Source organism: Pseudomonas sp. LRP2-20 (assembly GCF_024349685.1).
In the GTDB taxonomy this organism is placed as follows: domain Bacteria; phylum Pseudomonadota; class Gammaproteobacteria; order Pseudomonadales; family Pseudomonadaceae; genus Aquipseudomonas.
Map to the genome: position 1 here is coordinate 3433593 of NZ_AP025944.1, position 26072 is coordinate 3459664.

At 65.0% G+C, this 26072-nt stretch carries 27 protein-coding genes; 10 read left to right on the plus strand and 17 right to left on the minus strand.

Annotated elements, in window-relative coordinates:
* The first annotated feature begins 193 nt into the window (after positions 1–193).
* Positions 194–775, plus strand: a complete 582-nt coding sequence (locus OCX61_RS15250; RefSeq protein ID WP_261940251.1) for a LysE family translocator — start codon at positions 194–196, stop codon at positions 773–775.
* Positions 776–843: 68 nt separating this feature from the next.
* Here OCX61_RS15250 and OCX61_RS15255 read toward each other — a convergent pair whose 3' ends face one another.
* Both OCX61_RS15255 and OCX61_RS15260 read right to left on the minus strand, forming a co-directional pair.
* The gene (locus OCX61_RS15255) at positions 844–1662 is read right to left on the minus strand and encodes an AraC family transcriptional regulator (RefSeq protein ID WP_261940252.1); all 819 of its coding nucleotides are present in this window, start codon (positions 1660–1662) and stop codon (positions 844–846) included.
* 10 nt (positions 1663–1672) lie between these two features.
* A complete protein-coding gene (locus OCX61_RS15260; RefSeq protein WP_261940253.1) occupies positions 1673–2215 on the minus strand; it encodes a helix-turn-helix domain-containing protein in 543 nt (180 codons plus the stop codon).
* Positions 2216–2367: 152 nt separating this feature from the next.
* Between OCX61_RS15260 and OCX61_RS15265 the strand changes: the two genes are divergently transcribed.
* Positions 2368–3150: an aldolase gene (locus OCX61_RS15265; RefSeq protein WP_261940254.1), complete on the plus strand. Its 783-nt coding sequence runs from the start codon at positions 2368–2370 to the stop codon at positions 3148–3150.
* 32 nt (positions 3151–3182) lie between these two features.
* On the plus strand, positions 3183–4076 hold the full coding sequence (locus OCX61_RS15270) for a dihydrodipicolinate synthase family protein (protein ID WP_261940255.1): 894 nt from the start codon (positions 3183–3185) through the stop codon (positions 4074–4076).
* 121 nt (positions 4077–4197) lie between these two features.
* On the opposite strand, the gene OCX61_RS15275 is transcribed toward OCX61_RS15270, so the two are convergent.
* The 3 genes from OCX61_RS15275 to OCX61_RS15285 form a co-directional block, all read right to left on the minus strand.
* Positions 4198–5616, minus strand: a complete 1419-nt coding sequence (locus OCX61_RS15275) for a short-chain fatty acid transporter (protein WP_261940256.1) — start codon at positions 5614–5616, stop codon at positions 4198–4200.
* A gap of 148 nt (positions 5617–5764) precedes the next feature.
* Positions 5765–6421 carry a CoA transferase subunit B gene (locus tag OCX61_RS15280; RefSeq protein ID WP_027916751.1) on the minus strand — a complete coding sequence of 219 codons (657 nt, stop codon included), beginning with the start codon at positions 6419–6421 and terminating at the stop codon, positions 5765–5767.
* 35 nt (positions 6422–6456) lie between these two features.
* Positions 6457–7155, minus strand: a complete 699-nt coding sequence (locus OCX61_RS15285) for a CoA transferase subunit A (protein ID WP_085676930.1) — start codon at positions 7153–7155, stop codon at positions 6457–6459.
* Between the two features lie 140 nt (positions 7156–7295).
* On the opposite strand from OCX61_RS15285, the gene OCX61_RS15290 reads away from it, so the two are divergent.
* Positions 7296–8201, plus strand: coding sequence for a LysR family transcriptional regulator (locus OCX61_RS15290; protein WP_261940257.1), 906 nt, complete (start codon positions 7296–7298; stop codon positions 8199–8201).
* Positions 8189–9010, plus strand: coding sequence for an aldo/keto reductase (locus OCX61_RS15295; RefSeq protein ID WP_261940258.1), 822 nt, complete (start codon positions 8189–8191; stop codon positions 9008–9010). The genes OCX61_RS15290 and OCX61_RS15295 overlap by 13 nt, the downstream gene beginning before the upstream one ends.
* A 111-nt stretch (positions 9011–9121) precedes the next feature.
* Here the strand turns inward: OCX61_RS15295 and OCX61_RS15300 are convergent, their stop codons facing one another.
* Genes OCX61_RS15300 through lexA form a run of 4 tightly spaced genes read right to left on the minus strand, consistent with a single transcriptional unit; the run spans position 9122 to position 14852 of the window.
* Positions 9122–12202, minus strand: a complete 3081-nt coding sequence (locus tag OCX61_RS15300) for an error-prone DNA polymerase (RefSeq protein WP_261940259.1) — start codon at positions 12200–12202, stop codon at positions 9122–9124.
* The gene (locus OCX61_RS15305) at positions 12199–13617 is read right to left on the minus strand and encodes a Y-family DNA polymerase (protein WP_261940260.1); all 1419 of its coding nucleotides are present in this window, start codon (positions 13615–13617) and stop codon (positions 12199–12201) included. The genes OCX61_RS15300 and OCX61_RS15305 overlap by 4 nt, the downstream gene beginning before the upstream one ends.
* A 6-nt stretch (positions 13618–13623) precedes the next feature.
* On the minus strand, positions 13624–14244 hold the full coding sequence (imuA, locus tag OCX61_RS15310) for a translesion DNA synthesis-associated protein ImuA (protein WP_261940261.1): 621 nt from the start codon (positions 14242–14244) through the stop codon (positions 13624–13626).
* Positions 14244–14852, minus strand: a complete 609-nt coding sequence (gene lexA / locus OCX61_RS15315; protein ID WP_510177787.1) for a transcriptional repressor LexA — start codon at positions 14850–14852, stop codon at positions 14244–14246. The genes imuA and lexA overlap by 1 nt, the downstream gene beginning before the upstream one ends.
* Before the next feature lie 104 nt (positions 14853–14956).
* Here lexA and OCX61_RS15320 point away from each other — a divergent pair, with 104 nt between their 5' ends.
* The 3 genes from OCX61_RS15320 to OCX61_RS15330 all read left to right on the plus strand — a co-directional run bounded on the left by OCX61_RS15320 (position 14957) and on the right by OCX61_RS15330 (position 18408).
* Positions 14957–15619, plus strand: a complete 663-nt coding sequence (locus OCX61_RS15320; RefSeq protein WP_261940263.1) for an HAD family hydrolase — start codon at positions 14957–14959, stop codon at positions 15617–15619.
* A gap of 357 nt (positions 15620–15976) precedes the next feature.
* Positions 15977–16705 (plus strand): DUF899 domain-containing protein, encoded by a 729-nt coding sequence (locus OCX61_RS15325; RefSeq protein ID WP_261940264.1) that lies wholly within the window; start codon positions 15977–15979, stop codon positions 16703–16705.
* 122 nt (positions 16706–16827) lie between these two features.
* Positions 16828–18408: a sensor domain-containing diguanylate cyclase gene (locus OCX61_RS15330; protein ID WP_261940265.1), complete on the plus strand. Its 1581-nt coding sequence runs from the start codon at positions 16828–16830 to the stop codon at positions 18406–18408.
* On the opposite strand, the gene ureG is transcribed toward OCX61_RS15330, so the two are convergent.
* The 8 genes from ureG to OCX61_RS15370 are packed head-to-tail and all read right to left on the minus strand — an operon-like array spanning position 18371 to position 23927.
* The gene (ureG, locus tag OCX61_RS15335) at positions 18371–18994 is read right to left on the minus strand and encodes an urease accessory protein UreG (protein ID WP_027916761.1); all 624 of its coding nucleotides are present in this window, start codon (positions 18992–18994) and stop codon (positions 18371–18373) included. The genes OCX61_RS15330 and ureG overlap by 38 nt on opposite strands.
* Positions 18995–19005: 11 nt before the next feature.
* Positions 19006–19680, minus strand: coding sequence for an urease accessory protein UreF (locus OCX61_RS15340; protein ID WP_261940266.1), 675 nt, complete (start codon positions 19678–19680; stop codon positions 19006–19008).
* Complete coding sequence (locus tag OCX61_RS15345) at positions 19680–20225, minus strand: HupE/UreJ family protein (RefSeq protein WP_261940267.1); 546 nt, start codon at positions 20223–20225, stop codon at positions 19680–19682. The genes OCX61_RS15340 and OCX61_RS15345 overlap by 1 nt, the downstream gene beginning before the upstream one ends.
* 23 nt (positions 20226–20248) lie before the next feature.
* On the minus strand, positions 20249–20734 hold the full coding sequence (gene ureE, locus OCX61_RS15350) for an urease accessory protein UreE (RefSeq protein ID WP_261940268.1): 486 nt from the start codon (positions 20732–20734) through the stop codon (positions 20249–20251).
* Positions 20735–20744: 10 nt separating this feature from the next.
* Positions 20745–22448, minus strand: coding sequence for an urease subunit alpha (ureC, locus tag OCX61_RS15355; protein WP_261940269.1), 1704 nt, complete (start codon positions 22446–22448; stop codon positions 20745–20747).
* Positions 22445–22762 (minus strand): urease subunit beta, encoded by a 318-nt coding sequence (locus OCX61_RS15360; RefSeq protein WP_261940270.1) that lies wholly within the window; start codon positions 22760–22762, stop codon positions 22445–22447. Before OCX61_RS15360 ends, ureC begins: the two co-directional genes overlap by 4 nt.
* Positions 22763–22781: 19 nt before the next feature.
* Positions 22782–23084, minus strand: a complete 303-nt coding sequence (locus OCX61_RS15365) for an urease subunit gamma (protein ID WP_027916767.1) — start codon at positions 23082–23084, stop codon at positions 22782–22784.
* A 9-nt stretch (positions 23085–23093) separates the two neighbouring features.
* Complete coding sequence (locus tag OCX61_RS15370) at positions 23094–23927, minus strand: urease accessory protein UreD (protein WP_261940271.1); 834 nt, start codon at positions 23925–23927, stop codon at positions 23094–23096.
* A gap of 271 nt (positions 23928–24198) precedes the next feature.
* On the opposite strand from OCX61_RS15370, the gene OCX61_RS15375 reads away from it, so the two are divergent.
* Together OCX61_RS15375 and OCX61_RS15380 are read left to right on the plus strand one after the other, a co-directional pair.
* Positions 24199–24576: a glyoxalase superfamily protein gene (locus OCX61_RS15375; RefSeq protein WP_261940272.1), complete on the plus strand. Its 378-nt coding sequence runs from the start codon at positions 24199–24201 to the stop codon at positions 24574–24576.
* A gap of 394 nt (positions 24577–24970) precedes the next feature.
* On the plus strand, positions 24971–25990 hold the full coding sequence (locus OCX61_RS15380; protein ID WP_013972500.1) for a branched-chain amino acid aminotransferase: 1020 nt from the start codon (positions 24971–24973) through the stop codon (positions 25988–25990).
* Positions 25991–26072: the final 82 nt, after the last annotated feature.

Sequence of the window (26072 nt, forward strand, 5' to 3'; positions counted from 1 at the left end):
GGGGCTCCGCGAAGGCGCTCATAAGGACCTTGATCAAAAATAGGGAAGGAAATCCTACAAGCACAGCAGGTTAATCTGATAGCGCGAAACTATTACAAAACCTGTAACAGCATGGCAGGGGATTTTTCTTCAATACTCGCGCCGCTTGCAGCGGCAGGATGGCAACATCGTCCAACACACGGAGTTACGGAAAATGAGCCTGTCCCTGTCCATGGCTGCTTTCGCCCTTGCCGCATCGATCTCTCCCGGGCCAGTCAATGTCGTCGCCCTCGGCAGCGGAGCCCGTCATGGCCTGCGGGCAAGCCTGTGGCATGTGACAGGCGCGACGCTGGGCTTCTGCTTGCTGCTGGTGCTGGTTGGCCTGGGGTTGCACGAACTGCTGTTGCGCTGGCCGCTGCTGGGCGCGGCACTGCACTGGGGTGGCGTGGCGTTTCTGCTGTACATGGCGTGGAAGCTGGCCAGCGATGATGGCCACCTGGGTGGGACCGATCAGCAGCAGGCACCTTCAGCCTGGCATGGTGCAGCCATGCAATGGCTGAACCCCAAGGCCTGGCTGGCGGCGGTGGCGGGCGTGGGTGCCTATACCGGTGGCGAACAGCAACTGCTGTGGTTGTTCACCTGGATCTACGGGCCGATCTGTTTCGTTTCGGTGGCCTGCTGGGCCTGGGCCGGGAGTGTGATTCGCCAGTATCTGCGCGAGCCGCGGTATCTGCAGTTGCTGAATCGGGGGCTGGCAGTATTGCTGGTGGGGAGTGCGGGATACCTGCTCGTTTGATGAAGCCAGTGCCGGCCTCTTCGCGGGGCAAGCCCGCTCCCACAGGATTACCACTCCCTGAAAGACATTCATAATCCTGTGGGAGCGGGCTTGCCCCGCGAAGAGGCCGGTACAGCATCGCGGTAATGCCCCGGTGTCGCAGCCAGGTGCTGCTTGAAAGCGCGCTGCAGATGCGCCTGGTCGGCGAACCCGGCCTCCAGTGCCACCTCGGCAATAGCTCGCCCTTTACGCAACTGCGACCGCGCATGCTGCACGCGCTGATCCAGCAGGTAGCCGTGTGGGGTGAGGCCGAAGCGCTGCCGAAAAGCGCGAATCAGGTAAGACCGTGACAAGCCACAGGCTGCGCAGATGTCCTCCAGGCTCAGCGAGTCGAGACGATGGGCACGAATGAACGCCGCTGCCGCTTCCAACTGTGGATGGCAGGAAGGTGATTGCTGCGCTGAAGCCAGTAAATAGCCCGGAAGTTCTGTGAAAAAACTCGCCAGCCGTGCCTCGCGATCATCCAGTTCACCGTCGAACAGGTCGGCAAACAGTTGCAGCAGCCGGCCGTACAACGCAGGAGACGCACTGACGGTCTGCGCTGGCAGGACAAAGCCCCGATCCTGCAACCACGGCATGTCGACGAACAGCATCAGGTATGACCAAGGCTGCCCGGCGATCGGGTTACAGGTGTGCACTACGCCTGGGTTCATCAGCACCGTGGTACCGGCCGTCACCTCGAGCTGGCTGGCGCCGCTCAGGTAGGTGCTGCGCCCCCCGGTGATCACGCCGATGGAAAAGCTCTCATGGGAATGGGCGGCGTAGCAGACCTTGCGCCCATCCCCCACGCGCCGGGCTTCGACGAAGGGCAATGCCGGATCCCGCCAGAACCGCGACACCTCGATCATCGCCCTGCCCTCATTCGTCGCTGTGGTGCACCACCACCAGCAGCTGCGCCGGCTGCTCGCCGACCGAGCGCAGGCGGTGCGGGGTCTGGGCGTTGAAGTGCAGCGCATCGCCCTGCTCCAGCAGCACCCGCTCATTCATGAAGTCGACTTCCACCTGGCCGGCGTGGACGAACAGAAACTCCTCACCTTCATGCTCCTTGAAAGTCGGGTCGCCGAATTCGGTCGGCGGCTGGATCAGGAACGGCAACAGGCTGCGCTGCCCGACCTGGTTGGTCAACGCCGCATAGCCAGGCCCGTGACCATCGCCCACCAGCGCCTGGCGCTCGCCCTGGCGCACCAGGCTGTAGCGGCCCTGCCCGGCCTGCTCCTCGGCGAACAATTCCTCGACGTTGACGTTCAGCGCCCGCGCCAGCTTAAGCGCAGCAGCGATCGACGGCGTGTTCAGGCCGCGTTCCACCTTGGACAGGTAGCTCTTGGTCATGCCGGATTTATCGGCCAGCGCCTCCAGCGTGACACCCAGTTTCTTTCTCAACAGTTTCAATCGGTTAGACATGCGACGCGCTTTTCCCGGATCCACAGGCTTGCTTATGACACTTTGTGTCATATAGGATTATTTGTGTCATTCGCTACCCCGTTGCTCTACCGACCAAAGCTTCGCAACGGGCCAGCGCCGACATCGCTCATCACGCCACAGAGGAATCCCCCATGGCAAAGACCCTGACACACAGCAAGGACCAACTGGTCCAGCAGGCGCTGACGCAGATGCAAGGCTCGCTTGCCGATAATACGTGGACTGCACGGGAAAAGCTGGCCCTGACCTGCCGAATTCTGTTCGATCACGGCCACGACTCCGGTCTGGCCGGGCAGATCAGCGCACGCGGCCCGCATCCCGGTACCTTCTACACCCAGCAACTGGGGCTGGGTTTCGACGAAATCAGCGCCAGCAATCTGCTGTTGGTCAATGAGGACCTTGAGGTGCTCGATGGCCAGGGCATGCCCAACCCGGCCAACCGCTTCCACAGCTGGGTGTACCGCGCCCGTGCGGATGTGAACTGCATCATCCACACCCACCCGACCCACGTTGCCGCCCTGTCGATGCTGGAAGTCCCACTGCAGGTATCGCACATGGACCTGTGCCCGCTCTACGACGATTGCGCATTCCTCGAAGCCTGGCCGGGCGTGCCGGTGGGCAATGAGGAAGGCGAAATCATCAGCGCCGCGCTGGGTGACAAGCGCGCCATCCTGCTCTCGCACCATGGCCAGCTGTCCACCGGCACCAGCATCGAGCAGGCCTGCGTGTACGCCCAGCTGATCGAGCGCGCCGCGCGCCTGCAGCTGCTGGCAATGTCGGCCGGCACCATCAAGCCTATCGCCCCGGCACTGGGCCGCGAAGCCCACGACTGGATCGACCGGCCCAAGCGCCATGCCGCTGCCTTCAACTACTTTGCCCGGCAGAGCCTGCGTATTCACGCCGACTGCCTGAACTGACCCCAGATCGCCTTGCTTGCGGAGCCCGAATCATGACCACCGAATTCCACGGCATCATCGGCTACACCATCACCCCCTTCAGCGCAGGCGGCGAACAGCTCGACCTGCCCGCGCTGGGCAAGTCCATCGAACGCCTGATCGACGGCGGCGTGCAGGCCATCGCCCCGTTGGGCAGTACCGGCGAAGGTGCCTACCTCAGCGACAGCGAATGGCAGCAGGTGGCCGAGTACAGCCTCGCCCGCATCGACAAGCGAGTGCCCAGCATCGTCAGCGTCTCCGACCTGACCACGGCCGGCGCGGTGCGCCGCGCCCGCTTTGCCCAGGCCCACGGCGCCGACGCGGTGATGGTACTGCCGGCCGCCTACTGGAAACTCAGCGAAGCCGAGATCCTTCAGCACTACCACACCATCGGTGATGCCATCAATATCCCGATCATGCTCTACAACAACCCTGCCACCAGCGGCACCGACATGTCGGTGGAGCTGATCCTGCGCATCGTCCGCGAAGTGGCCAACGTGACCATGGTCAAGGAGAGCACTGGCGACATCCAGCGCATGCACAAGCTGCAGCTGCTTGGCGAGGGCCAGGTGCCGTTCTACAACGGGTGCAACCCGCTGGCGCTGGAAGCGTTCGTGGCCGGGGCCAAGGGCTGGTGCACGGCGGCGCCGAACCTGATTCCGGCGTTGAACCAGGCGCTGTACCAGGCGGTACTGGAGGGAGACCTGGCGCAGGCCAGGAAACTGTTCTACCGGCAGCTGCCGCTGCTCGACTTCATTCTCAAGGGCGGGTTGCCGGCGACGATCAAAGCAGGCTTGGGGCTTACCGGGTTGCCGGTGGGTGAGCCACGGCGGCCGGTGTTCGGGCTGGATGAGCCAGGGCGCGCGACCTTGGCGGCATTGTTGCTAGGACTCGGCATCAAAGACTGACGTGTTCTCCTGTGGGAGCGGGCTAGCCCGCGAACACCGGCGAAGCCGGTGCCAGGCACTGCAGCGCCTGCTTCGCGGGTCAAGCCCGCTCCCACAGAAGTCAGCCGTCTCAGCCTTTACCTCATGGCATCACCGGCGGCACATACTGCAACGTGGTACCCAGTGCCCACAGCAACACCAGCACCAACGGCACATGCACCAGCAACTGCACGAACGAAAAGCCGATCAGGTCGCGCGCCTTGAGCCCCAGCACGCCCAGCAGCGGCAGCATGTAGAACGGGTTGATCAGGTTCGGCAGCGCCTCGGCGGCGTTGTAGATCTGCACGGCCCAGCCCAGGTGATACTGCAGGTCGTTCGCCACCAGCATCACGTACGGTGCTTCGATGATCCACTTGCCACCGCCAGACGGAATGAAGAAGCCCAGCACCGCCGAGTACACGCCCATCAGCAGCGCGTAGGTGTCATGGGTGGCGATCTGGGTGAAGAACAGCGAAATGTGGTGGGCCAGGGTCTGTTCATCCACACCTTTGACCTGGGTGAGGATCGCGGCGATCGAGCCATACAGCGGGAACTGGATCAATACCCCGGTGGTGGTCGGCACGGCACGCGCCACGGCATCGAGGAAGCTGCGCGGGCGCCAGTGCAGCAAGGCACCGAGCATGATGAACAAAAGGTTGTAGGTGTTCAGCCCGGAAATCGCGGTAATCGCCGGCTTGGTGGCGAACTCCTGGTACAGCCAGCCGCCAGCCAGGGCCACCAGCATCAGGATCAGAATCGGGCTGTGCTCCAGCCACTCGCCCGGGCGGGTGCGCTTGGGGGCTGGCGGCGCGGTGAAGCTGGGGTCGACGCCGCAATCTTCGGCGCTGCGCGCGCTGGTCGGGCCAGGTGCCGTGGCATAGGCGATCACCAGCGAGACGACCACCAGGGCCGCCAGCATCACCCCGGACTGCCAGAGGAAAATGGTCTCGGTAAACGGGATCACGCCGGTGATCGACAGGATCGAAGGCGGCAGGCTCGCCGGGTTGGCTTGCAACTGCGCGGCCGAGGACGACAGGCCCAGCGCCCAGACAGCACCCAGGCCCAGGTAGGCAGCAGCACCGGCGGCGCGGTAGTCCATCTTCAGCTCGGTACGACGGGCCAGGGCTCGGACCAGCAGGCCGCCGAACACCAGCGACAGGCCCCAGTTGAGCAGCGAAGCCAGCATCGAGATCAGCGCGACCCAGCACACCGCCGAGCGGCCATTGCCGGGGATGCGCGCCAGGCGGTCGATCAGCCGGGCGGCGGGTGGCGAGCTGGCCACCACGTAGCCGCCAATGACCACGAAGGCCATCTGCATGGTGAACGGGATCAGGCTCCAGAAGCCATCGCCAAAGGCCTTGGCTGTGTCGGTCGGTTTGGCACCCATGGCCAGGGCGCCGATGCACACCAGCAGCACGGCCAGGGCGGCGAATACCCAGGAGTCGGGGAACCAGCGCTCGGCCCAGTTGGAACAGCGCAGGGCAAAGCGGGCGGAGCGGCTGTCTTGGATTTCAGCGGCCACAGTTACTTCCTTTTATTGGTTTTATCGGATGTTTCAGCAAAAACGCAAAAACCCTGTGGGAGCGGGCTTGCCCGCGAATGCGGCGGTGAATGTACCGGCGCATTCGCGGGCAAGCCCGCTCCCACAGGGGTAACTTGTACCTTCTATGTCAGAAGGTCATTTCCTTCACATCGTCCGGCACGATCAGCTTACCGGCGGTTTTCTCGATGATTTCTTCGACGCTGACCCCCGGCGCGGTCTCGCGCAGGATGAAGGCGCCGTCTTCGATCTCCAGGTAGGCCAGGTCGGTCAGCACCTTGCGGATGCAGCCGGCACCGGTCAGCGGCAGGCTGCAGCGCGGCAGCAGCTTGGACTCGCCATCCTTGGAGGCGTGGGTCATGGTGACGATGATGTTCTCGGCACCGGCCACCAGGTCCATGGCGCCGCCCATGCCCTTGACCAGCTTGCCGGGGATCATCCACGAAGCAATGTTGCCTTCCACGTCCACCTCGAAGGCACCCAGCACGGTGAGATCGACGTGGCCGCCACGGATCATGGCGAACGATTGCGCCGAGTCGAAGATCGATGCGCCACGGCGGGCGGTGACGGTCTGTTTGCCGGCGTTGATCATGTCGGCATCGAGGGTGCTTTCGGTGGGGAATTCACCCATGCCGAGCAGGCCGTTTTCGGACTGCAGCATCACGTCCATGTCGGCCGGTACATAGTTGGCCACCAGGGTCGGGATGCCGATGCCGAGGTTGACGTAGTAGCCGTCCTTCAGTTCACGGGCGACGCGTTGCGCCATCTGTTCGCGGGTCAGTGCCATGGTCAGGATCTCTTTGTTGTTCTGATGGATGGCGCTCAGGCCTTGACGGTGCGCTTTTCGATACGTTTTTCGAAGGTGCCGACGATCACCCGGTCGACGAAGATGCCCGGGGTATGGATCTCGCTGGGCAGCAGCACGCCAGGCTCGACAATCTCTTCCACTTCGACCACGGTGATCTTGCCGGCAGTGGCCGCCAGCGGGTTGAAGTTCTGCGCGGTGTTGCGGTACACCACGTTGCCGTAGTGGTCGGCCTTCCAGCCCTTGACGATGGCGAAGTCGCCGGTGATGGACTCTTCGAGGATGTACTTGCGGCCTTTGAACTCGCGCACTTCCTTGCCGTCGGCAACCGGGGTGCCGTAGCCAGTGGCGGTGTAGAAGGCCGGGATACCGGCGCCACCGGCGCGCATCTTCTCGGCCAAGGTGCCTTGCGGGGTCAGTTCGACTTCCAGCTCGCCGCTGAGCAGCTGGCGTTCAAATTCGGCGTTTTCGCCGACGTAGGAAGCGATCATCTTGCGGATCTGCCGGTCTTCCAGCAGCACGCCCAGGCCGAAGCCGTCGACGCCGCAGTTGTTGGAGACCACGGTCAGGCCCTTGACGCCACGGCGCTTGATTTCGGCGATGAGGTTTTCGGGGATGCCGCACAGGCCAAAGCCGCCGGCCAGTACCGTCATGTTGTCGGTCAGGCCTGCCAGGGCCTCTTCATAGGTTGCTACGCGCTTGTCCAGTCCGGCCATGCTGATCCGCCTTTTGTAGTTGTTGAACCGACGAGGCTGTCGGTGAGCGTGTGCAGCCATCTTCACCGCTGGCGACTGATTTGTTAATTTTGTTTTCATCATCGATTGATAACTTTTTCAAAACAGCGATCGAGACTGTCATGAACGTCAAGCAACTGCGCGCCTTCGTCACTGTCGCCAAGTACCAGAGCTTCGCCCAGGCCGGTGAACAGCTGCATGTGTCACAACCGGCCCTGAGCCTGACCATCAAGGCGCTGGAGGATAACCTTGGGGGTGCCCTGCTCACCCGCACCACCCGCAGCGTCAGCCTGACCGCAGAGGGCGAGGTGCTGTTGCCGCTGGCCCGGCGCCTGCTGGCCGACTGGGACGACACCGAAGAGATGCTGCGCCAGCGCTTCACCCTGCAGTTGGGCCGCGTCTCGGTGGCGGCCATACCGGCCTTTGCCGGCAACCTGCTGCCACATTCGCTCAAGGTGTTCCGCCAGCGTTACCCCAAAGTCAACGTCACGGTGCATGATGTGATCAACGAACAGGTGCTGGAACTGGTGCGCCACCGCCGCGTCGAACTGGGCATCGGCTTCGAGCCGGAAAACACCGAAGGCCTGAATTTCCACCCGCTGTACATGGACCGCTTTGTCGCCGTGGTGCCGGCCGATTCACCGCTGGCCCTGCAAACCGAGGCGACCTGGGCGCAGCTGCTGGCGCAAGACTTCATCGCCTTGCAGCGCCCATCGGCGGTGCGCCTGCTGCTCGAGCAATACGTCGCGGCACGCCACGGCAAGCTGGCGGTGGCGTTCGAAAGCCACCAGCTGTCGACCATCGGCCGCATGGTCGCCAGCGGCCTGGGCGTCAGTGCGGTACCGGCATTGTGTATCAACCAGATGCAGGAACTTGGCGCACGTTGCGTGACCCTGGTCGAACCTGCCGTGGAACGGCGCATCGGCGTGATCGCCCTGGCCGACCACAAGCTTTCCACCGCAGCCCAGGCGCTGCTCGAGGTACTGCTTTCCACTACCCAGACTCCGGAGGTGACATGCGTTACGTGAAACTGGCAGGTTGCAACGTGCCGGCCATTGGCCAGGGCACCTGGTACATGGGCGAAGACCCGGCCCGCAAGGCCGCCGAAGTGAGCGCCCTGCAACAAGGTATCGAACAGGGCCTGACCTTGATCGACACCGCCGAAATGTATGCCGAGGGCGGCGCCGAGCAAGTGGTCGGCCAAGCCATTGCCGGGCGCCGTGACCAAGTGTTCCTGGTCAGCAAGGTCTACCCGCACAACGCCAGCCGCCGTGGCGTGCCTGAAGCCTGCGAACGCAGCCTGAAGCGCCTGGGTACCGAGGTGATCGACCTGTACCTGCTGCACTGGCGTGGTCAGTATCCGCTGGCGGAAACGGTCGAAGCGTTCGAGCGCTTGCGCGAGCAGGGCAAGATCCGCCATTGGGGGGTGTCCAATTTCGATGTCGATGATCTGCGCGAACTGCACAATCCGGCTTGCGCCACCAATCAGGTGCTGTACAACCCGGCGCAGCGCGGCATCGAGTTCGACCTGTTGCCGTGGAGCCGCCAGCGCGGCTTGCCAACCATGGCCTACTGCCCGCTGGCCCAGGCCGGGCGGCTGTTGCAGCACCCGGTACTCAGCGAGATTGCCGAGCGCCATGGGGCGACGCCGGCGCAGGTCAGCCTGGCCTGGGTGACGCGGGAGAATGATGTGATTGCCATTCCCAAGGCGGTGTCATCGGAACATGTGCGGTTGAATGCGGCTGCGGGGGCGTTGACCTTGACCCTTGAGGACCTGCGGGCGATCGACCGGGCATTCCCGGCGCCGACGCGCAAGCAGCATCTGGCGATGGTCTGATCGACCGAGTTGACCCCTTCGCGGGCAAGCCCGCTCCCACAGGAATTCAATAACCTTCAGGTTCAGTGATCTCTTGTGGGAGCGGGCTTGCCCGCGAAGAGGCCATCAATGTCAGTGAAAATCCCGGCTTTTCACATCCAGCCCTTGCAGCAAGGGGCTGATGTCTTCCAGCCGCCGTGCAATCAGGTGCCGAACCCCGTTCTCCTGCTCCAGCCGCCCACTCACCTTGAGCAGCTGCGACCCCACCAGCGCTCGCCGTTGCCGCTCGGCCAGGTCACGCCAGACCACCACATTGACCATGCCATGTTCATCCTCAAGGGTGACGAAAGTTACCCCGCTGGCGGTCTGCGGCCGTTGCCGCCCCACCACCAGGCCGGCCACGGCAATCGCATCGCCATGCTCGACCCCCGCCAGCTCACTGGAACTGCGACAGCCCAGCGCCCGCAGCCGTGGGCGCAAGAGCCTCAGCGGATGCGGGCCCAAGGTAGTCCCCAAGGTGTGGTAATCGGCAACCAGATCCTCGCCAACCGTTGGCGCGGGCAACGCGACCTCCACCTCCGGCAAAGCCTGCACCTCGGCGAACAGCGGCAACTGCGGCTGCACCGCCGCCACCTGCCAGCGCGCCTGATGCCGGTCTCGCGCCAGCGCTCGCAGCGCGCCCGCATCGGCCAGCCGGGCGCGGGCACGGCTGTCGAGGCCGGCACGCAAGCACAGGTCTTCGACATCCCGCCAGGGGCGCTGTGCCCTCGCCTGCTCCAACCGGCGGGCATCGACCTCGCTGAAGCCACGGACCTGGCGCAAGCCAAGGCGCAGGGCCAGTGTGCCTTGGGGGTCAGGTTCCAAGGTGCAATCCCATTCGCTATGGAACACATCCACGGGGCGCACCTCGATCCCTTGCCGGCGCGCCTCCTGCAGCAACTGGTCCGGGCTGTAGAAGCCCATGGGCCAACTGTTGATCAGCGCACAGGTGAAGATCGCCGGCTCATGGCACTTGAGCCAGCTGCTGGCGTAACACAGCAAGGCGAAGCTGGCCGCGTGGGACTCGGGGAAGCCGTAACTGCCAAAGCCTTTGATCTGCTCGAAGATACGCTCGGCGAACGCCAGCTCGTAACCGTTGCGCAGCATGCCTTCGACCAGCCGCTGGCGATGGGGCTCCAGCCCGCCGTGGCGCTTCCAGGCCGCCATGCTGCGGCGCAGCTGGTCGGCCTCGCCGGGGCTGTAGTCGGCGGCGACCATGGCCAGCTCCATCACCTGTTCCTGGAACAAAGGCACGCCCAGTGTGCGCTCGAAGACTGCCTTGAGCTTTTCCGAGGGGTAAGTGACCGGCTCCTGCTTGAGGCGCCGGCGCAGGTAAGGGTGAACCATGTCGCCCTGGATCGGCCCGGGGCGCACGATGGCAACCTCGATCACCAGGTCATAGAAGGTGTTGGGCCTGAGCCGCGGCAGCATGGCCATCTGTGCCCGCGATTCGATCTGGAATACGCCCATGGTCTCGGCGCGGCTGATCATCGCGTAGGTGGCCGGGTCTTCGCCGGGGATGGTCGCCAGGCTCAGTTGCCGCCCGCGATGCCGCTGCAGCAGGTCGAAACAGCGGCGCAAGGCGCTGAGCATGCCCAGTGCCAGCACATCGACCTTGAGCAGGCCAACCATGTCCAGGTCGTCCTTGTCCCACTGGATCACCGTGCGCTCGGCCATGGCGGCGTTTTCAACTGGCACCAGCTGGTCCAGTGGTTGTTCGGAAATGACGAAGCCCCCCGGGTGCTGGGACAGGTGGCGGGGGAAGCCGATCAGTTCGCCGGCCAGGACCAGGATGCGCCGCAGTGACGGGCTGCCCGGTTCGAAACCGGCCTCTGCCAGCCGTTGATCGTCCGGGATACGGTCGCTCCAGCGGCCGCAGCACTTGGCCAGGGCATCCACCTGGTCGGCTGGCAGGCCCAGCACCCTGGCCACATCACGCACCGCCCCGGCAGCATGGTAGGTATTGACCACGGCGGTCAGTGCAGCGCGGTGTCGGCCGTAACGGCGGAACACGTACTGGATCACCTCTTCGCGCCGGTCATGCTCGAAGTCCACGTCGATATCGGGCGGCTCGTTGCGCTCGCGGGACAGGAAGCGCTCGAACAGCAGGCGATGCTCCATCGGGTCGAGTTCGGTGATGCCCAGCACGAAGCACACCACCGAGTTGGCGGCCGAGCCACGCCCCTGGCAGAGAATATGCTGGCTGCGGGCAAAGGCGACGATGTCATGCACGGTGAGGAAATAGCGCTCGTAACCGAGTTCCTCGATCAGCGCCAGTTCTTTGTCCAGCACCGCGCGCACCTTGCTGCTCGGCCCTGCCGGCCAGCGCAGGGGCAAACCCCGCTGGCACAATTCGCGCAGCCAGCTGGTGGGCGTCTGGCCCTCGGGCACCAGCTCACGCGGGTACTCGTAGCGCAGTTCACCCAGATCGAACCGGCAACGCTCGGCGATGACCAGGCTCTCGGCCAGCAGGTCTGCCGGGTACAGTTCGGCCAGTTGTTCCAGCGCACGCAGGTGGCGCTCGCCATTGGCAAACAGATGGCGCCCCGCCTCGGCCACGTTGCAGTGCTGGCGGATCGCGGTCATGCAGTCCTGAAGCGCCCGCCGGCCGCGCACGTGCATGTGCACGTCACCACAGGCTACCGCGCGCAGGCCCAGCTGTGCAGCCAGTTCGCGCAAGCGGGCCAGACGCCGGTGATCATCGCTGCCGCGGTGCAGGTGTACGCCCAACCACAAGCGATCGGCAAGCACGCCATGCAGCCAGCGGCCAGTCGCCTGGTCATCGGGATCATCGGCAATCCATAGCGCCAGCAACCCCTCATGGTGCTGCTGCAGATCGTCAGCGAACAACTGGTAGTCACCCTTTTCGGCCCGCCGCCGGGCACGGGTTATCAGGGCGCACAGGTTCTGGTAACCCGTGAGGTCCTGCACCAGCAATACCAGTTTGGGGCCATCCTGCAGGCGCACTTCACTGCCGATGATCAGGCGCAACTGCTGCGCCTTGGCCGCCTGCCAGGCGCGAACGATACCCGCCAGGGTGCACTCGTCGGTAATCGCCAGGGCCTGGTAGCCCTGCTCGCGGGCGCGGCGGAACAGCTCTTCGGCGCTCGATGCGCCGCGCTGAAAGCTGAAATTGGACAGGCAATGCAGCTCGGCGTAGCCCGGCGCGCTCATGCGAACCAGCCTTGCAGCCACAGCGGGCCGGGTTGAGCCAGGTCTTGATAGGCCCAGCCACGCAGGCCATCGCGGGTTTCGATGCGGTAGTAGTCGCGGCGCACGTCGCCACCGTCCCACCAGCCCGACTCGATGCGCTCGGCTTGGCCCAGCAGCGTGTGGCCAGCCGCTTCCAAGACCTGCGGCGTGGGCAGCAACCAGCCAGGGCGGCTACCGGGCAAGGCCGGCAGGCTGCCCTGGGCGCCCTGCTCCGCTTGCTGCCAGGCGCATTCGGGGCGATGGTCGGCCTCGGCGCGCAGGCCTTTGACGGCGTCATCACCCAGGCGTGCACGCAGGCGTTCGCGCAGTTGCTCCCAGGGCTGGGCCTGCTTGGCGCGGGGGTCGAACAGTGCCTGGTGCTGGGGCACGAAGGCTGGCAGGTCGTCGGCGACCAGCCGCAGGTTGCGCACCGGTGCCGGGATACGCAGCGGCTCCAGGCGCCCGCGTGCCAGTTCGAAGAGCATGTCGGCGTCGCGCTCGGCGGCCAGCAGGCCGACTTGCAAGCGAGTGTCCGGCCCTTCGACGTGCTCCAGGTACAGGCAGAAGCGCTGTACGCCGCAGTCACGCCCGGCGAGGAAGGCGGCCAGGTCATTGAGCATGCGCCGCAGCGGAAACAGCAAGGCCTGGTGTGACTCGACGTCGAAGTTGAGTTCAAGGCGCGTTTCGAAACGGTCCGGCGGCTGGTAGAAATCCAGGCCCATGGAACGCAAGCCGAGCAATTGGTCCAGGTGCAACTGCACCTGGGCAGAAAAACGCCTGGCCAGCGCATCGCGCGGCAAGGCCAGCACCTGCCCTAACTGGCGCAATCCCATACGGGCAAAGGCTTCGGCTGCCTCCGCCGGCAACCCGACCCGCTCGATTGGCATGCGTGCCAACGCCGCCCGGGTCTGTTCGGCGCAGGTCAGGGCCAGGCCGTCATGGCCGTTGGCAAGCATGCGGGCCGCTACCGGGTTGGTCGCAAGCACGATGCGCTGGCGCAAGCCCAGTGCAGCCAGTTCCTCGCGCAAGCGGGCCTCGAACAATGGCCAAGGGCCGAACAGCTGCAAGCTGGAGCCGACCTCAAGCAACAGGGCACGTGGATAGTGAAGGCTTACCTGGGCACTGAACCGATAGGCCCAGGCCGCCAGCAACTGTTGCACTTGCTCGATGCGGGCCGGGTCAGCCTCGACACAATAAAAGCCATCGGCCAGGGCTCGCGCGGCGGTCAGCGTCTGCCCCGCCCGCAGGCCAAGCGCTGCCGCTGCAGGATTGACGGCTTGCAGCATGCGCCGCTGAACGGGCCCACCGATCAGCACCAGTGGCGTATCGGCGTCGTCACGCTCGCGCAGGATCGAGTCCAGCGCCAGCTGGGGCAGGAGAATGCAGGCCCAGAGCATGGTGCATCAGCCCCGCCCTGGGCAGGCGATTGGCATGGACGGCGGCATACCGCCACGGCACTTGAGTACGCGCCATTGCGCCGGACGCGTATCCACGGCAATACGCAGCGCGGCGGGCGACGGGTTGTGCGCAGCCTGTTGTGGCCGACAGGCGAAGGCCAATGCCTGCCCGGTCTCGGCGGCCACCTGCAGGCGGCGCAGGGCGCGGTCATCGGCACGCTCCGGCCAGCACAGCACCGCCGCGCAACTGCCGGAGCGCAAGCATTGTTCGGCCGCCCACAGGGCATCGGCCTGCCCGGCATCGACCTGCACCAGCCAGCGCAGGTCCACACCCGCAGCCTGCCAGGCCGGCGCATAGGGAATGAACGGCGGCGCCACCAGCACCACCCGCCCGCCTTCAGCGGTCAGGCGTGACAGCGATGGCCAGAGCAGTTGCAACTCGCCACAGCCTGGGCTGGCCAGCAGCAACTCGCTGAGGGCTGCGGCCGGCCAGCCGCCATCCGGCAGGCGTTGGTCGAGCATCGCATGCCCCGTGGGCTGCAAACCGGCCGGGCGCGCCTGGCCCTGCCGCCCGCGCCAGACCTGGCGTTGGTCGAGCAGCCGATCGAGATCGACCACCGCGCCCATCAGTCACGCCTCAACAGGCCACAAAACACGCCTTCTATGAAGAACTCGCGCTCAGGCCCCACGTCGATCGGCGCATAGGCCGGGTTGCGCGGCAACAGCCGGTAACCACCCGGCTGACGCTGCAGGCGTTTGATGGTGACCTCGCCGTCCAGGCGCGCGACCACGATCTGGCCATCACGCGCCTCGCCCTGCTGGCGGATGCCGACCAGGTCTCCGTCGAATATGCCATCGTCGATCATCGAATCACCGCGCACCTTGAGCAGGTAGTCCGGTGTGCGGCGGAACAGGCTGGGGTCGAGCAGCAATTGCTCGTGAATGCCCAGGTCCGGGCCGATCGGCGCACCGGCTGCCACCTGCCCCAGTACGGGAATTTCGAGGATTTCCGGACGGCGCAGGGGCTCGGCCAGGCGAATGCCCCGCGCCTGGTTGGGCGTGACGTCGATATAGCCGGCCTGGCACAACGCGGTGATGTGCTTGCGCGCAACGCTACGCGAAGCGAAACCGAAGCGGCTGGCGATATCGGCCAGGCTCGGTGGCTGGCCGTGGTCGGCAATGCGCTCGCGAATGAATTCGAGGATTGCACGGCGTTTTGGGGTGAGATTGTCCATGGAGCACATTTGTACTCTTTTTGGCGCACACTGAACAGCCCCCTTTGTCGTCAGGTTTGGTTATCATCCCCGGGCGTTTGTTTTTTTGAATTCCTGGATACCTGATGCTGACTGCCCTGCTGTTCGATCTCGATGGAACCTTGACCGACACCGACACCCTGCATTTGCAGGCCTTCCGCCAACTGCTTCATGACTATGACGGCCGCGAGCTGACCCAGGAACAATTCGATGCCCAGGTCAGCGGCCGGGCCAATGGCGAACTGTTTGCCGATTTGTTTCCACTTGCCGATACCACCGAGCGCCAGGCGCTGGCCGACCGCAAGGAAGCGCTGTTCCGTGAGCTGTCACCCGTGCTGCAGCCCATGCCCGGCCTGCTGCGCCTGATGGACCATGCGCGGGCCTGGGATATCGGCATGTGCGTGGTGACCAATGCGCCGCGGCTGAATGCCGAGCACATGCTCACCGCCATGGGGCTTGGGGAGCGCTTCGAGCATGTGCTGGTGGCCGAGGAGCTGGAGCGGCCCAAGCCGGATCCGCTGCCCTATCTGACCGGGCTGCAGCGCCTCGAAGCAGTGGCCGCTGAGGCGCTGGCGTTCGAGGATTCATTGCCGGGGGTGGCCGCGGCGAGTGGGGCCGGAATCTTTACCGTGGGGGTGGCCACCACCCAGACACCGGAACGGTTGATGGCTGCCGGGGCGAAACTGGTGGTGAAGGATTTCAATGATCCAGCGCTTTGGGCGTTGATCGAGACCCTGTGCTCGCCTTGAGTTATTGATTGGGGCACAAATCGAGCGCCGCCCGCGCGGCGCATCGCGAGCTGCGCTCGCTCCTACGTTTGTTTCGGACCAATTATTCCTGGGGGATTTGCGCGCGAACGCCTTGGCGCCTGACTCGGTATCGCGTCGTACCAACAAGGCGGTCGCGCGCGCCTGTCACAGGCGTTACTGGCCCGAAACAAACGAGCGAGCGCAGCTCGCGATGCGCCGCGCGGGCGGCGCTCGATCTCACTGGCACCAGACATCTCCAGCCAGGCACCTCAGACCGCTCATCGCCCATCCACCAGGGCTGTCGATTCCCTTATCGTCAAATCGACCACTAGCTGAACCCCCTGCGGAGTCAGCACCATGAGCCCCCCCGATCAGAAACACCCGGTCGCCTCACGCGCCCAATGGCTGGCCGCTCGCCGCCAGCTATGGCTGCACGAAAAGGCCTTCACCCACCAACGCGATGAGCTGGCTGCCGCCCGCCGCGCCCTGCCCTGGGTCAAGGTCGAACAGCCCTACCGCTTTCAGGGCCCGGACGGCGAGCTGAGCCTGGCCGACCTGTTCGCCGGTCGCAGCCAGCTGCTGGTCTATCACTTCATGTTTGCCGAGGGCTGGAGCGAAGGCTGCCCTGGCTGCTCGTTCCTTGCCGATCATTTCGATGGCGCCAACCTGCACCTGGCCCATCACGATGTCTCGCTGGTCGCCGTGTCGCGCGCGCCCTATCGCGAGTTCCAGGCGTTCCGCCAGCGCATGGGCTGGCGCTTCCCCTGGTTGTCATCACACGGCAGCGGTTTCAACGAGGACTTCGGCGTCAGCGTCGGCAGCGAAGGCCAACGCCAGTACAACTATGAGCCGTACACCGGCAACGAAGCCGAGCTACCGGGCCTGAGCGCCTTCTACAAAGACCCGGATGGCACGCTCTACCATACCTACTCCACCTACGCCCGCGGCCTGGACATCCTGGTCAACACCTACAACTTCCTCGACATCGCCCCGCTGGGGCGCAACGAGGCCGGGACCATGGACTGGGTCCGGCATCACGATCGCTACCACGGCCAGCCCGGCAAACCCCATTGCTGCCATGAGTGATCCGCCCGCCAGGTGCCGCCCGCAGGACCACGGCGGCGCTTGGGCAGCAGCCGGGCAGAAACCGGCCATACTTGAGCCCGTCGCCCTTGCCAGACAGGCCCGCCATGCCCAAGCGCTTGCCCATGATCGACCTGCGAACTCTGGTGCTCGGTATCGTCGTGCTGGCGTGCCTGGCGACCCTGGGCAATGTGCTGTATGTCGCCTATCGGTTGCAGCTCGACACCCTGGTGCACTTTTCCCTGCAGGCCAATCAGGCCTATGCCAGCAAGGTGGCTTCGAGCATCACCGAGTTCCTGCGCTCGGCCCGCAGCCACCTGACCTACAGCGCCTGGCAGCTTGCCGGCGGCCTGGACGACCCGGCTTTGCTGCACGCCGAAGCCAAGCGCCTGCAGGCTCAGGATCTGGACTTCAACTCCATCATCATCGTCAACGCCAAGGGCCAGGTGCTTGAGGCTTACCCCTATACCCACCAGATTGCCAGCCACCACCGGCATTCACTGGAAATCCGAGAGGCCGTCGATGCCCGCAAACCGCTGGTCAGCGCCGCCTACACGTCGCGCAGTGGTGACCTGGTGGTGTTCATGTCCGAACCGATCTTCGCCACCGACGGGCAATACCTCGGTATCGTGGGTGGCTCGGTGTTCCTCAAGAAGGAAAGCGCACTGAACGCGGTAATCGCCCGGCATTACCAGCTTGACGGCACCTTCGCCTTCGTCGCCGATGCCAACGAACGCCTGCTCTACCACCCCGACCCAGAGCGCATCGGCACCCTGGCCACAGGCAGCCCGACCATCGCAGCGGCCTTGCGCGGAGAGACCGGTAACCTGGATGCGCCCAACTACATCGGCATCCCCATGCTCGCCGGCTTCGCCCCGGTGCCTGATGCGCACTGGGCCGTGGTCGCCCAGCAACCCCGTGAGCTGGCCCTGGCGCCCTTGCATGAGTTGATGCGCAAGGTGCTGCTGTACATTCTGCCGGCCAGCCTGATCGGTTTTCTGCTGATGCTGTGGATGTCCTACTGGCTGATCAAGCCACTGCGCCAGCTGGCACATGGCGCCACGCACCTTTCGGCCAAAGAGACTGCCGATGAACTGCGCAACATCGACGCGTGGTACGTGGAGGCCGCCGCCATCCGCCGCGCCCTGCTCACCGCCGAACGGCTGTTGCAGGAAAAATTCGGCAAGCTGCGCCAGGAAGCCCAGAGCGATGCCCTCACCGGCCTGGCCAACCGCCGGGCGCTGCACCTGGCACTGGATAGCTTGATGGACGGCGAACGGGCATTCGCCGTGCTGGCCGTGGACATCGACTTCTTCAAGCGGGTCAACGACACCTACGGCCATGATGCCGGCGATGACGTGCTCAAGCACCTGAGCGAACTGCTACGGCAGAATTCCCGCCAGCATGACCTGCCCTGCCGGGTCGGTGGCGAAGAGTTGACCATGCTGTTGCCGGACACCACCCTGGCCGATGCCCGGCGTATTGCCGAGCGCATCCGTGAGGCGGTCGAACAGGCCGACACGCCCCACTGCGGCACGCTCACCCTGTCGGTCGGCGTGGCCTGCCGCCAGCCCGACACCGAGCTGGCCGAAACCCTGCTCAAACAGGCCGACGAGATGCTGTACAAGGCCAAGCAGAATGGCCGCAACCGCGTCGAGGTGCTGGACTTCAGCCCCTCACACCCAGCATCCCTCGCTCGACGATGAAGTCGATCACCGCCTGCAGGCCTTCGCCCTTCTTCAGGTTGCTGAAGGTCCACGGGCGCTGCGGGCGCATACGCTGGGTATCACGCTCCATCACTTCCAGCGAGGCTCCCACGTAGGGCGCCAGGTCGGTCTTGTTGATCACCAGGAAGTCCGACTTGGTGATGCCAGGGCCGCCCTTGCGCGGGATCTTCTCGCCCTCGGCCACGTCGATAACATAGATGGTCAGGTCGGCCAGCTCCGGGCTGAAGGTGGCGCTGAGGTTGTCGCCACCGCTTTCGACGAAGATCACTTCGAGGTTGCCGAACTTGCGCGCCAGCGCTTCGACGGCAGCCAGGTTCATCGAGGCGTCCTCGCGGATGGCAGTGTGCGGGCAGCCACCGGTCTCGACGCCGACGATACGCTCAGGTTCCAGGGCACCGGCCTCGGTGAGGATGCGTTGGTCTTCCTTGGTGTAGATGTCATTGGTCACCACGGCGATCTGGTAATGATCGCGCATGGCCTTGCACAGGCATTCGAGCAGCGCGGTCTTGCCAGAGCCGACCGGGCCGCCGACACCGACGCGCAGGGGTTGCTGATAGCTTTGCATGTTGGCAGTCCTCAGGAACGGAATAAACGGGTGTATTGGGTTTCGTGACGCGAAGAAGCGATTGCCAGCAGCGGCAGGCCACCGCCGAGCTGGTCATCGGCCAATGCCAGGGCCTGATCCAGCACGCCGGGCAGTTCTGCGCCCAGGTCGCGCAGCAGGGTCTGCGCCGCCTGCTGGCCGAACGGCACCAGCTTGACCCCGGCCATCACCGCACCCTCGAGCCAGGCGAAGGCGTGCCCAAGGGCAAGTTGAGGCAGCGGAATCTGCCAGTGCACGGCGAGCCAGGCCATGCCGCCGAGCTGGCTGAGTTCGAGGCTGGCGCGCCAGGCCGGGTCCTGGCCCAGCTGCCAGCCATCGAGCAGACGTGCCAAGGCCGAGCCGCGCTGCTGTTCTTCCAGGCGCAGTTCGGCCGTTTCGCGATTGGCCAGCAGGAAGCTGCTCCAGTGTGCGAAGGCTGCCGCATCGCCCAGCTCACAGGCACGGTACAGGCGCGCCAGCACGGGCCAGTCCAGACACGCCAGGGTGTCGTGCAACTGTTCGCGTTGCCAGGCGCTGAAGCTGGCGGTATCACGCACCCAACCCGCCTCGACGGCCCACTCCAACCCTTGCGAGTAGGTGAAGCCACCCACCGGCAGGCCGGGGCTGGCCAGCTGCAGCAGGCGCAGCAGTGCCAGGTCGCTGTTCATCAACCGACCAGCACCAGGGCGGCACCGGCCAGCATGCCGCCACCGAAAGCTTTCTGCAGGCGGCTGTGGCGGCGCAGCAGGCAACCAACGCCGAAGCCGACTGCCAGCAGCAGGCCGCTGACGGTGACGAAGCCGGCGCTGAACATCCAGAAGGCGCTCGGCGTGGCCTCGACGCCATGAGCCCAGCCGTGGAACAGGGCAAACACCGGCATGGCCAGGGCCAGCAGCATCTGGCGACTCGGCAGCAGCACGGCGGCGGCGGCCACCAGCACCGACACGGCGATCAGGGTTTCCATGCCCAGCACATCGCCGAACAGGTGGCCGAACACGGCACCGGCGAACATCGAGGCCAGGGTGGCCAGCGGCAAGGTCAGGTTGCGCCGGGTCAGCGCGGCCAGCACACCGGTGCCCAGCAGCATCAGCAGGTGGTCGAGACCAGTCAGCGGGTGCAGCAGGCCGTCGTGCAACGGGTTGCCGTCGTGACCCGGGTGGGCGAAGGCTGGCAGTGCGACCATCAGCAGGGCAAGGGCGAAAATCTTTCTCATTGTGGGCTCCTAAGATGAGGGATTCAGGAATGCGCTGGCAGGCGTACGAACGGATGGTCGTTGCCGTGGCTGTGGCCGTGTGGTGCGCTCTGGTAGGCACCGGCTTCCGGCTCGAACGGCGCCTGCTCGGTTTCCACCGTCAGGCCCAGGCCGCGCAGCATGTCGTCGAGTACATGGTCATGCTGGTAGCGCAGCAGGCCCGGGTCGATCTGCAGGGGGACGTGGCGGTTGCCCAGGTGATAGGCGGCGCGGGCCAGCAGGTGCGGGTCGGCACAACGCACGGTCGATACCGTTTCAGGTGCAGCCAGTACGCGGATCACCTGGGTTCCCGAGGCATCGGCGAGCAACTCGCCACCACGCAACAGGTGGCCACGTTCGAGCATCAGGCCGGCTTCGCGGCCATCATCGAGGGTCACGCGCAGGCGGCTCTTGATACGGCTGTCGACGTCCAGGGTCACGCTCCCGGTGACGCTGTCACAGGCCTCGATCCGGCGGGTCAGGACAATCATCTTCACTCCTTCAAAACAGGAAATAACGCTGGGCCAGCGGCAGTTCGCTGGCCGGTTCGCACACCAGCAACTCGCCGTCGGCGCGCACCTGGTAGGTCTGCGAATCGACTTCGATCACTGGCTGCAAGGTGTTGTGGACCATATCGGCCTTGCGCACCCGGCGGCAGCCGTGCGCCACGCCGATCAGGCTCTGCAGCCCCAGTTCCTGGTGCAGGCCACGGTCCATGGCGGCCTGGGGCAGGAAGGTCATGCGCGTGGCGTGGCGGGCTGCGCCCATGGCGCCGAACATTGGCCGGTAGTGCACCGGCTGCGGGGTCGGGATCGAGCCGTTGATGTCGCCCATTGGCGCTGTGGCGATCATCCCGCCCTTGATCACCAGTGCCGGTTTGACTGCGAAGAAGGCCGGCGACCACAGCACCAGGTCGGCCAGCTTGCCCACCTCGACCGACCCGACTTCATGGGCGATACCATGGGTCAGCGCCGGGTTGATGGTGTACTTGGCGATGTAGCGCTTGACCCGGAAGTTGTCGCTGTAGTCGGTGTCAGGCGCCAGTGGGCCGCGGCGCAGCTTCATCTGGTGCGCCACCTGCCAGGTGCGCAACACCACTTCGCCGACCCGGCCCATGGCCTGGGAATCGGACGAGGTCATGGCAAAGGCGCCCATGTCGTGGAGGATGTCCTCGGCGGCAATGGTCTCGCGACGGATGCGTGACTCGGCGAAGGCCACGTCCTCGGCAATGCTCGGGTCCAGGTGGTGGCAGACCATGAGCATGTCCAGGTGCTCGTCGACGGTGTTGACCGTGTAAGGCAGGGTCGGGTTGGTCGAGGACGGCAGCACGTTGGCCTGCCCTGCCGCACGGATGATGTCTGGCGCGTGGCCACCGCCGGCCCCTTCGGTATGGAAGGTGTGGATGGTGCGGTCGCCGATGGCGGCCAGGGTGTCTTCGATGCAGCCCGACTCGTTCAGGGTGTCGGTATGGATCGCCACCTGGATGTCCATCTCTTCGGCCACGCCCAGGCAGCAATCGATGGCGGCCGGGGTCGAACCCCAGTCTTCGTGCAGCTTGAGGCCCACGGCGCCGGCGGCGATCTGCTCGCGCAGCGCTTCGGGGCGCGAGGCGTTGCCCTTGCCCAGCAGGCCGATGTTGATCGGCAAGCAATCGGCGGCCTGGAGCATCCGTGCCAGGTACCAGGGCCCTGGTGTGCAGGTGGTGGCATTGGTGCCGGTGGCCGGGCCGGTGCCGCCGCCAATGAAGGTGGTGACGCCGCTGGTCAGCGCTTCTTCCACCTGCTGCGGGCAGATGAAGTGGATATGCGAGTCGATGCCACCGGCGGTGACGATCTTGCCCTCGGCCGCGATCACTTCGGTACCCGGGCCGACCGGTACGTTCACGCCTGGTTGCACGTCGGGGTTGCCGGCCTTGCCGATGACCGCGATGCGCCCGTGCTTGACGCCGATATCGGCTTTGACGATGCCCCAATGATCGATGATCAGGGCATTGGTCAGCACCAGGTCCATGGCCTCGGCAGCGAGCATCTGGCCCTGGCCCATGCCGTCGCGGATGACCTTGCCGCCACCAAACTTGACCTCTTCGCCATAGACGGTGAAGTCCTTCTCGACCTCCACCCACAGCGCGGTGTCAGCCAGGCGCACGCGGTCGCCGACAGTGGGGCCGAACATGTCGGCGTAGGCCCGACGGGAAATACGGCTCATGCCCTGCCCTCCAGCGCACCCATCACCTTGCCCTGGAAGCCATGCACCTCACGCTTGCCGGCATAGGCCACCAGATGCACGGTACGCGACTGGCCCGGCTCGAAGCGCACGGCAGTACCGGCGGGGATATCGAGGCGAAAACCACGGGTCGGTTCACGCTCGAACACCAGCGCATCGTTGACCTCGTAGAAGTGGTAGTGCGAACCGACCTGCACCGGGCGGTCGCCATGGTTGGCCACACTGACGCTCACCGTGTCACGGCCGACGTTAAGTTCGATGTCGCCGGCGGCGACCTGAATTTCACCTGGGATCATGCTGGGCTCCTGCTCCAGGTCAGACGATAGGGTCGTGCACGGTCACCAGCTTGGTGCCGTCGGGGAAGGTCGCTTCGACCTGCACGTCATGCAGCATCTCGGCGACGCCCTCCATGACCTGCTCGCGGCCGATCACTTCGCGGCCCAGGCTCATCAGCTCGGCCACCGTGCGGCCATCGCGGGCGCCTTCGAGCACCGCAGCGCTGATCAGCGCCACCGCCTCCGGGTAGTTGAGCTTCAGGCCACGGGCCAGGCGCCGTTCGGCCAGCAGCGCGGCAGTGAACAGCAGCAGTTTGTCTTTCTCTCTCGGGGTCAGCTCCATGGCGCTCTCTCAAGTGGCCCAGATGCGCGGCGGGCACGCGGCCAGGCCGATAACGGCCGGGCGCAGGGCATGCCAGAGGCGCTGCAGGGTGTGTTGCAGGTGTTGGTTGTCGTGATCGAGCAGGCGGATCACCAGCAGCGAGCCGAGCAAGGTCGCGCCTGCGGGGGTGTCGAGTTCATCGAGCAGCGCGCGCACCTGCTCCAGCACAGCCGGGGTCGCGGGCGCCGCGCAGAAGGTGGCGACCAGTGGGTGGCCACCGACCTTGGCCAGTTGCCCGCCTGCGATGCGCAGGCGCTCGTGCAGGCCGGGGTCGCCGGGCAACTCGATGCACAGCCGGCTGTCCAGTGCGCCTTGCTCGAAGCGCTCGTGCATCACTGGCCGGCCCAGGCACAGGGTTTCCCAGGCCAGCAGCCTGGCGCCGGGTTCGAGGGTGAAGCGGCTGTCGAGGCTGGCGCGCGCGCCGTTGAAGAAAATGCTGTCCTGGGGCAGCCATTCCAGGGTGCTGCCGGCCTGCAGGTGGAAGCGCTGGGCCAGCCGCGCGGTGGGGCCGATGCTGCGGTAGAACTTGCTGGCGCCCGGCATGGTCAGCAACGCGTGGCTGCCCGGCTCGAGGTGGATGTCCAGCTCCAGGCGGTCGCCAGCGACGATGCCGCCGGGTGGGTGCAGCACATAGACGTGGCACGGTGCCCCCTCCGGATAGAACGGGCGCTGCACCAAAAGCGGGCCAAAATGCCGACGCGCACCAAGACGAGTCACGCCATGGCGCTCGACGAAGCGCAACTGCAGGTGGGCGCTCCATCCTGCATCTTGTTCAGATTCTTCCACCTGCTTTGCCAGTAACATCCTATAGCCCTTGAATTCCGTGGCTTGCCGACGGATCAAGTGGTCTGCGCCCATGCAGCGCGACGCTGGCAGGCTGACCACTCGATCAAATTTCGCTGGCTGGATATAGCAGGTTGCGGGCCAACTACGCAGGTGAATGCAGATGAAACCTTCCTGGGGAAGGCTCTGGCATGGGGCATACAGGCTTGCAACGCACATTGCAGGGGCGGCACTTGGCCCTGTTTCGGTGCTGCGCTAAAGTCTGTGCTTTGCCTCCGGCCAAGGAACCGCCATGCCCCTCGCCCCCGCTATCCCGGTCCTGCGCATCTTCTCGGTGGAAAAGGCCAAGGAGTTCTACCTCGACTTCCTGGGCTTCCAGCTCGACTGGGAACACCGTTTCAGCCCGGACCTGCCGCTGTACGCGCAGATCCACCGTGACGGGCTGATCCTGCACTTGAGCGAGCACCACGGCGACGCCTGCCCGGGCTCGACCGTGTTCGCCCGTACCGAAGACCTGCTGGCACTGCAGCGTGAACTGCTGGACAAGCAGTACGGCTATGCCCGCCCCCAGGCCGAGCGCGTCGACTGGGGCTTGCAGATGCAGATTCGCGATCCGTTCGGCAACCTGTTGCGCTTCTGCCAGCAGATTGATGATGAGGCCAGCCGATAGAGTTGTAGCGCCTGTGAGATCGAGCGCCGCCCGCGCGGCGCATCGCGAGCTGCGCTCGCTCCTACGTTTGTTTCGGGCCAGTCATTCCTGGGGGATTTGCGCGCGAACGCCTTGGCGCATGGTGCGATATCGCGTCGTACCAACAAGGCGGTCGCGCGGGCCTGTCACAGGCATTACTGGCCCGAAACAAACGTAGGAGCGAGCGCAGCTCGCGATGCGCCGCGCGGGCGGCGCTCGATCTCACTGGCAATGAAAATCCCCCGCCATACCCCTGCAAGCCCCAGCCAATTCGTGACTGGCCGTTCCCGATCCGCGACGGATGTATTATCGTGGCGAGGTGCGCATATAACAGCAACCCGAGCGATCGGGTGTTTGCAAGACAATCGAGGGTGTCATGAGTAACGAAAGCATTAACTGGGACAAGCTGGGTTTCGACTACATCAAGACCGATAAGCGCTACCTGTCCGTATGGCGCAATGGTGAGTGGGACAAAGGCACCCTGACCGAAGACAACGTGCTGCACATCAGTGAAGGCTCCACCGCCCTGCACTATGGCCAGCAGTGCTTCGAAGGCCTCAAGGCCTACCGTTGCAAAGACGGCTCGATCAACCTGTTCCGCCCCGACCAGAACGCCGCCCGCATGCAGCGCAGCTGCGCGCGCCTGCTGATGCCGCAGGTGCCGACCGATGTGTTCATCGAAGCGTGCAAGCAAGTGGTCAAGGCCAACGAGAAGTTCGTCCCGCCGCACGGCAAAGGTGCCCTGTACCTGCGCCCGTTCGTGATCGGCACTGGCGACAACATCGGCGTGCGCACCGCCCCCGAGTTCATTTTCTCGATCTTCGCCATCCCGGTCGGCTCGTACTTCAAGGGCGGCATGAAGCCGCACAACTTCCAGATCTCCAGCTTCGACCGTGCCGCCCCTCAGGGCACTGGCGCAGCCAAGGTCGGTGGCAACTACGCAGCCAGCCTGCAACCCGGTGCTGAAGCCAAGAAGGCCAACTTCGCCGACGCCATCTACCTCGATCCGCTGACCCACACCAAGATCGAGGAAGTCGGTTCGGCCAACTTCTTCGGCATCACCGCCAACAACGAATTCGTCACCCCGAAATCGGCCTCGGTATTGCCAGGCATCACCCGCCTGTCGCTGATGGAACTGGCGCAATCGCGCCTGGGCCTGACCGTGATCGAAGGCGACGTCGAGATCAACAAGCTCGACCGCTTCATCGAAGCCGGCGCCTGCGGCACCGCCGCCGTGATCACCCCGATCGGTGGCATCGAGTACAACGGCAAGCTGCACGTTTTCCATGACCTGGAAAAAGTCGGCCCGGTCACTCAGAAGCTCTACAACGAGCTGACCGGCATCCAGAGCGGCGACGTCGAAGCGCCTGCCGGCTGGATCGTCAAGGTCGCCTGAGCCGCCGCGCCACGCTGATCGACGGGGCATGCCAGACAATGGCATGCCCCGTTTTGTTTTACCCGGCGTAGATGAATTTTTC

What these genes read in the sequence shown, in the direction of transcription:
- OCX61_RS15250 (WP_261940251.1), top strand. Translation starts at nt 194, where the DNA reads ATGAGCCTGTCCCTGTCCATGGCTGCTTTCGCCCTTGCCGCATCGATC.
- OCX61_RS15255 (WP_261940252.1), bottom strand. Translation starts at nt 1,662, where the DNA reads ATGATCGAGGTGTCGCGGTTCTGGCGGGATCCGGCATTGCCCTTCGTC.
- OCX61_RS15260 (WP_261940253.1), bottom strand. Translation starts at nt 2,215, where the DNA reads ATGTCTAACCGATTGAAACTGTTGAGAAAGAAACTGGGTGTCACGCTG.
- OCX61_RS15265 (WP_261940254.1), top strand. Translation starts at nt 2,368, where the DNA reads ATGGCAAAGACCCTGACACACAGCAAGGACCAACTGGTCCAGCAGGCG.
- OCX61_RS15270 (WP_261940255.1), top strand. Translation starts at nt 3,183, where the DNA reads ATGACCACCGAATTCCACGGCATCATCGGCTACACCATCACCCCCTTC.
- OCX61_RS15280 (WP_027916751.1), bottom strand. Translation starts at nt 6,421, where the DNA reads ATGGCACTGACCCGCGAACAGATGGCGCAACGCGTCGCCCGTGAACTG.
- OCX61_RS15285 (WP_085676930.1), bottom strand. Translation starts at nt 7,155, where the DNA reads ATGGCCGGACTGGACAAGCGCGTAGCAACCTATGAAGAGGCCCTGGCA.
- OCX61_RS15290 (WP_261940257.1), top strand. Translation starts at nt 7,296, where the DNA reads ATGAACGTCAAGCAACTGCGCGCCTTCGTCACTGTCGCCAAGTACCAG.
- OCX61_RS15295 (WP_261940258.1), top strand. Translation starts at nt 8,189, where the DNA reads ATGCGTTACGTGAAACTGGCAGGTTGCAACGTGCCGGCCATTGGCCAG.
- OCX61_RS15300 (WP_261940259.1), bottom strand. Translation starts at nt 12,202, where the DNA reads ATGAGCGCGCCGGGCTACGCCGAGCTGCATTGCCTGTCCAATTTCAGC.
- OCX61_RS15305 (WP_261940260.1), bottom strand. Translation starts at nt 13,617, where the DNA reads ATGCTCTGGGCCTGCATTCTCCTGCCCCAGCTGGCGCTGGACTCGATC.
- imuA (WP_261940261.1), bottom strand. Translation starts at nt 14,244, where the DNA reads ATGGGCGCGGTGGTCGATCTCGATCGGCTGCTCGACCAACGCCAGGTC.
- lexA (WP_510177787.1), bottom strand. Translation starts at nt 14,852, where the DNA reads ATGGACAATCTCACCCCAAAACGCCGTGCAATCCTCGAATTCATTCGC.
- OCX61_RS15320 (WP_261940263.1), top strand. Translation starts at nt 14,957, where the DNA reads ATGCTGACTGCCCTGCTGTTCGATCTCGATGGAACCTTGACCGACACC.
- OCX61_RS15325 (WP_261940264.1), top strand. Translation starts at nt 15,977, where the DNA reads ATGAGCCCCCCCGATCAGAAACACCCGGTCGCCTCACGCGCCCAATGG.
- OCX61_RS15330 (WP_261940265.1), top strand. Translation starts at nt 16,828, where the DNA reads ATGATCGACCTGCGAACTCTGGTGCTCGGTATCGTCGTGCTGGCGTGC.
- ureG (WP_027916761.1), bottom strand. Translation starts at nt 18,994, where the DNA reads ATGCAAAGCTATCAGCAACCCCTGCGCGTCGGTGTCGGCGGCCCGGTC.
- OCX61_RS15340 (WP_261940266.1), bottom strand. Translation starts at nt 19,680, where the DNA reads ATGAACAGCGACCTGGCACTGCTGCGCCTGCTGCAGCTGGCCAGCCCC.
- OCX61_RS15345 (WP_261940267.1), bottom strand. Translation starts at nt 20,225, where the DNA reads ATGAGAAAGATTTTCGCCCTTGCCCTGCTGATGGTCGCACTGCCAGCC.
- ureE (WP_261940268.1), bottom strand. Translation starts at nt 20,734, where the DNA reads ATGATTGTCCTGACCCGCCGGATCGAGGCCTGTGACAGCGTCACCGGG.
- ureC (WP_261940269.1), bottom strand. Translation starts at nt 22,448, where the DNA reads ATGAGCCGTATTTCCCGTCGGGCCTACGCCGACATGTTCGGCCCCACT.
- OCX61_RS15360 (WP_261940270.1), bottom strand. Translation starts at nt 22,762, where the DNA reads ATGATCCCAGGTGAAATTCAGGTCGCCGCCGGCGACATCGAACTTAAC.
- OCX61_RS15365 (WP_027916767.1), bottom strand. Translation starts at nt 23,084, where the DNA reads ATGGAGCTGACCCCGAGAGAGAAAGACAAACTGCTGCTGTTCACTGCC.
- OCX61_RS15370 (WP_261940271.1), bottom strand. Translation starts at nt 23,927, where the DNA reads ATGTTACTGGCAAAGCAGGTGGAAGAATCTGAACAAGATGCAGGATGG.
- OCX61_RS15375 (WP_261940272.1), top strand. Translation starts at nt 24,199, where the DNA reads ATGCCCCTCGCCCCCGCTATCCCGGTCCTGCGCATCTTCTCGGTGGAA.
- OCX61_RS15380 (WP_013972500.1), top strand. Translation starts at nt 24,971, where the DNA reads ATGAGTAACGAAAGCATTAACTGGGACAAGCTGGGTTTCGACTACATC.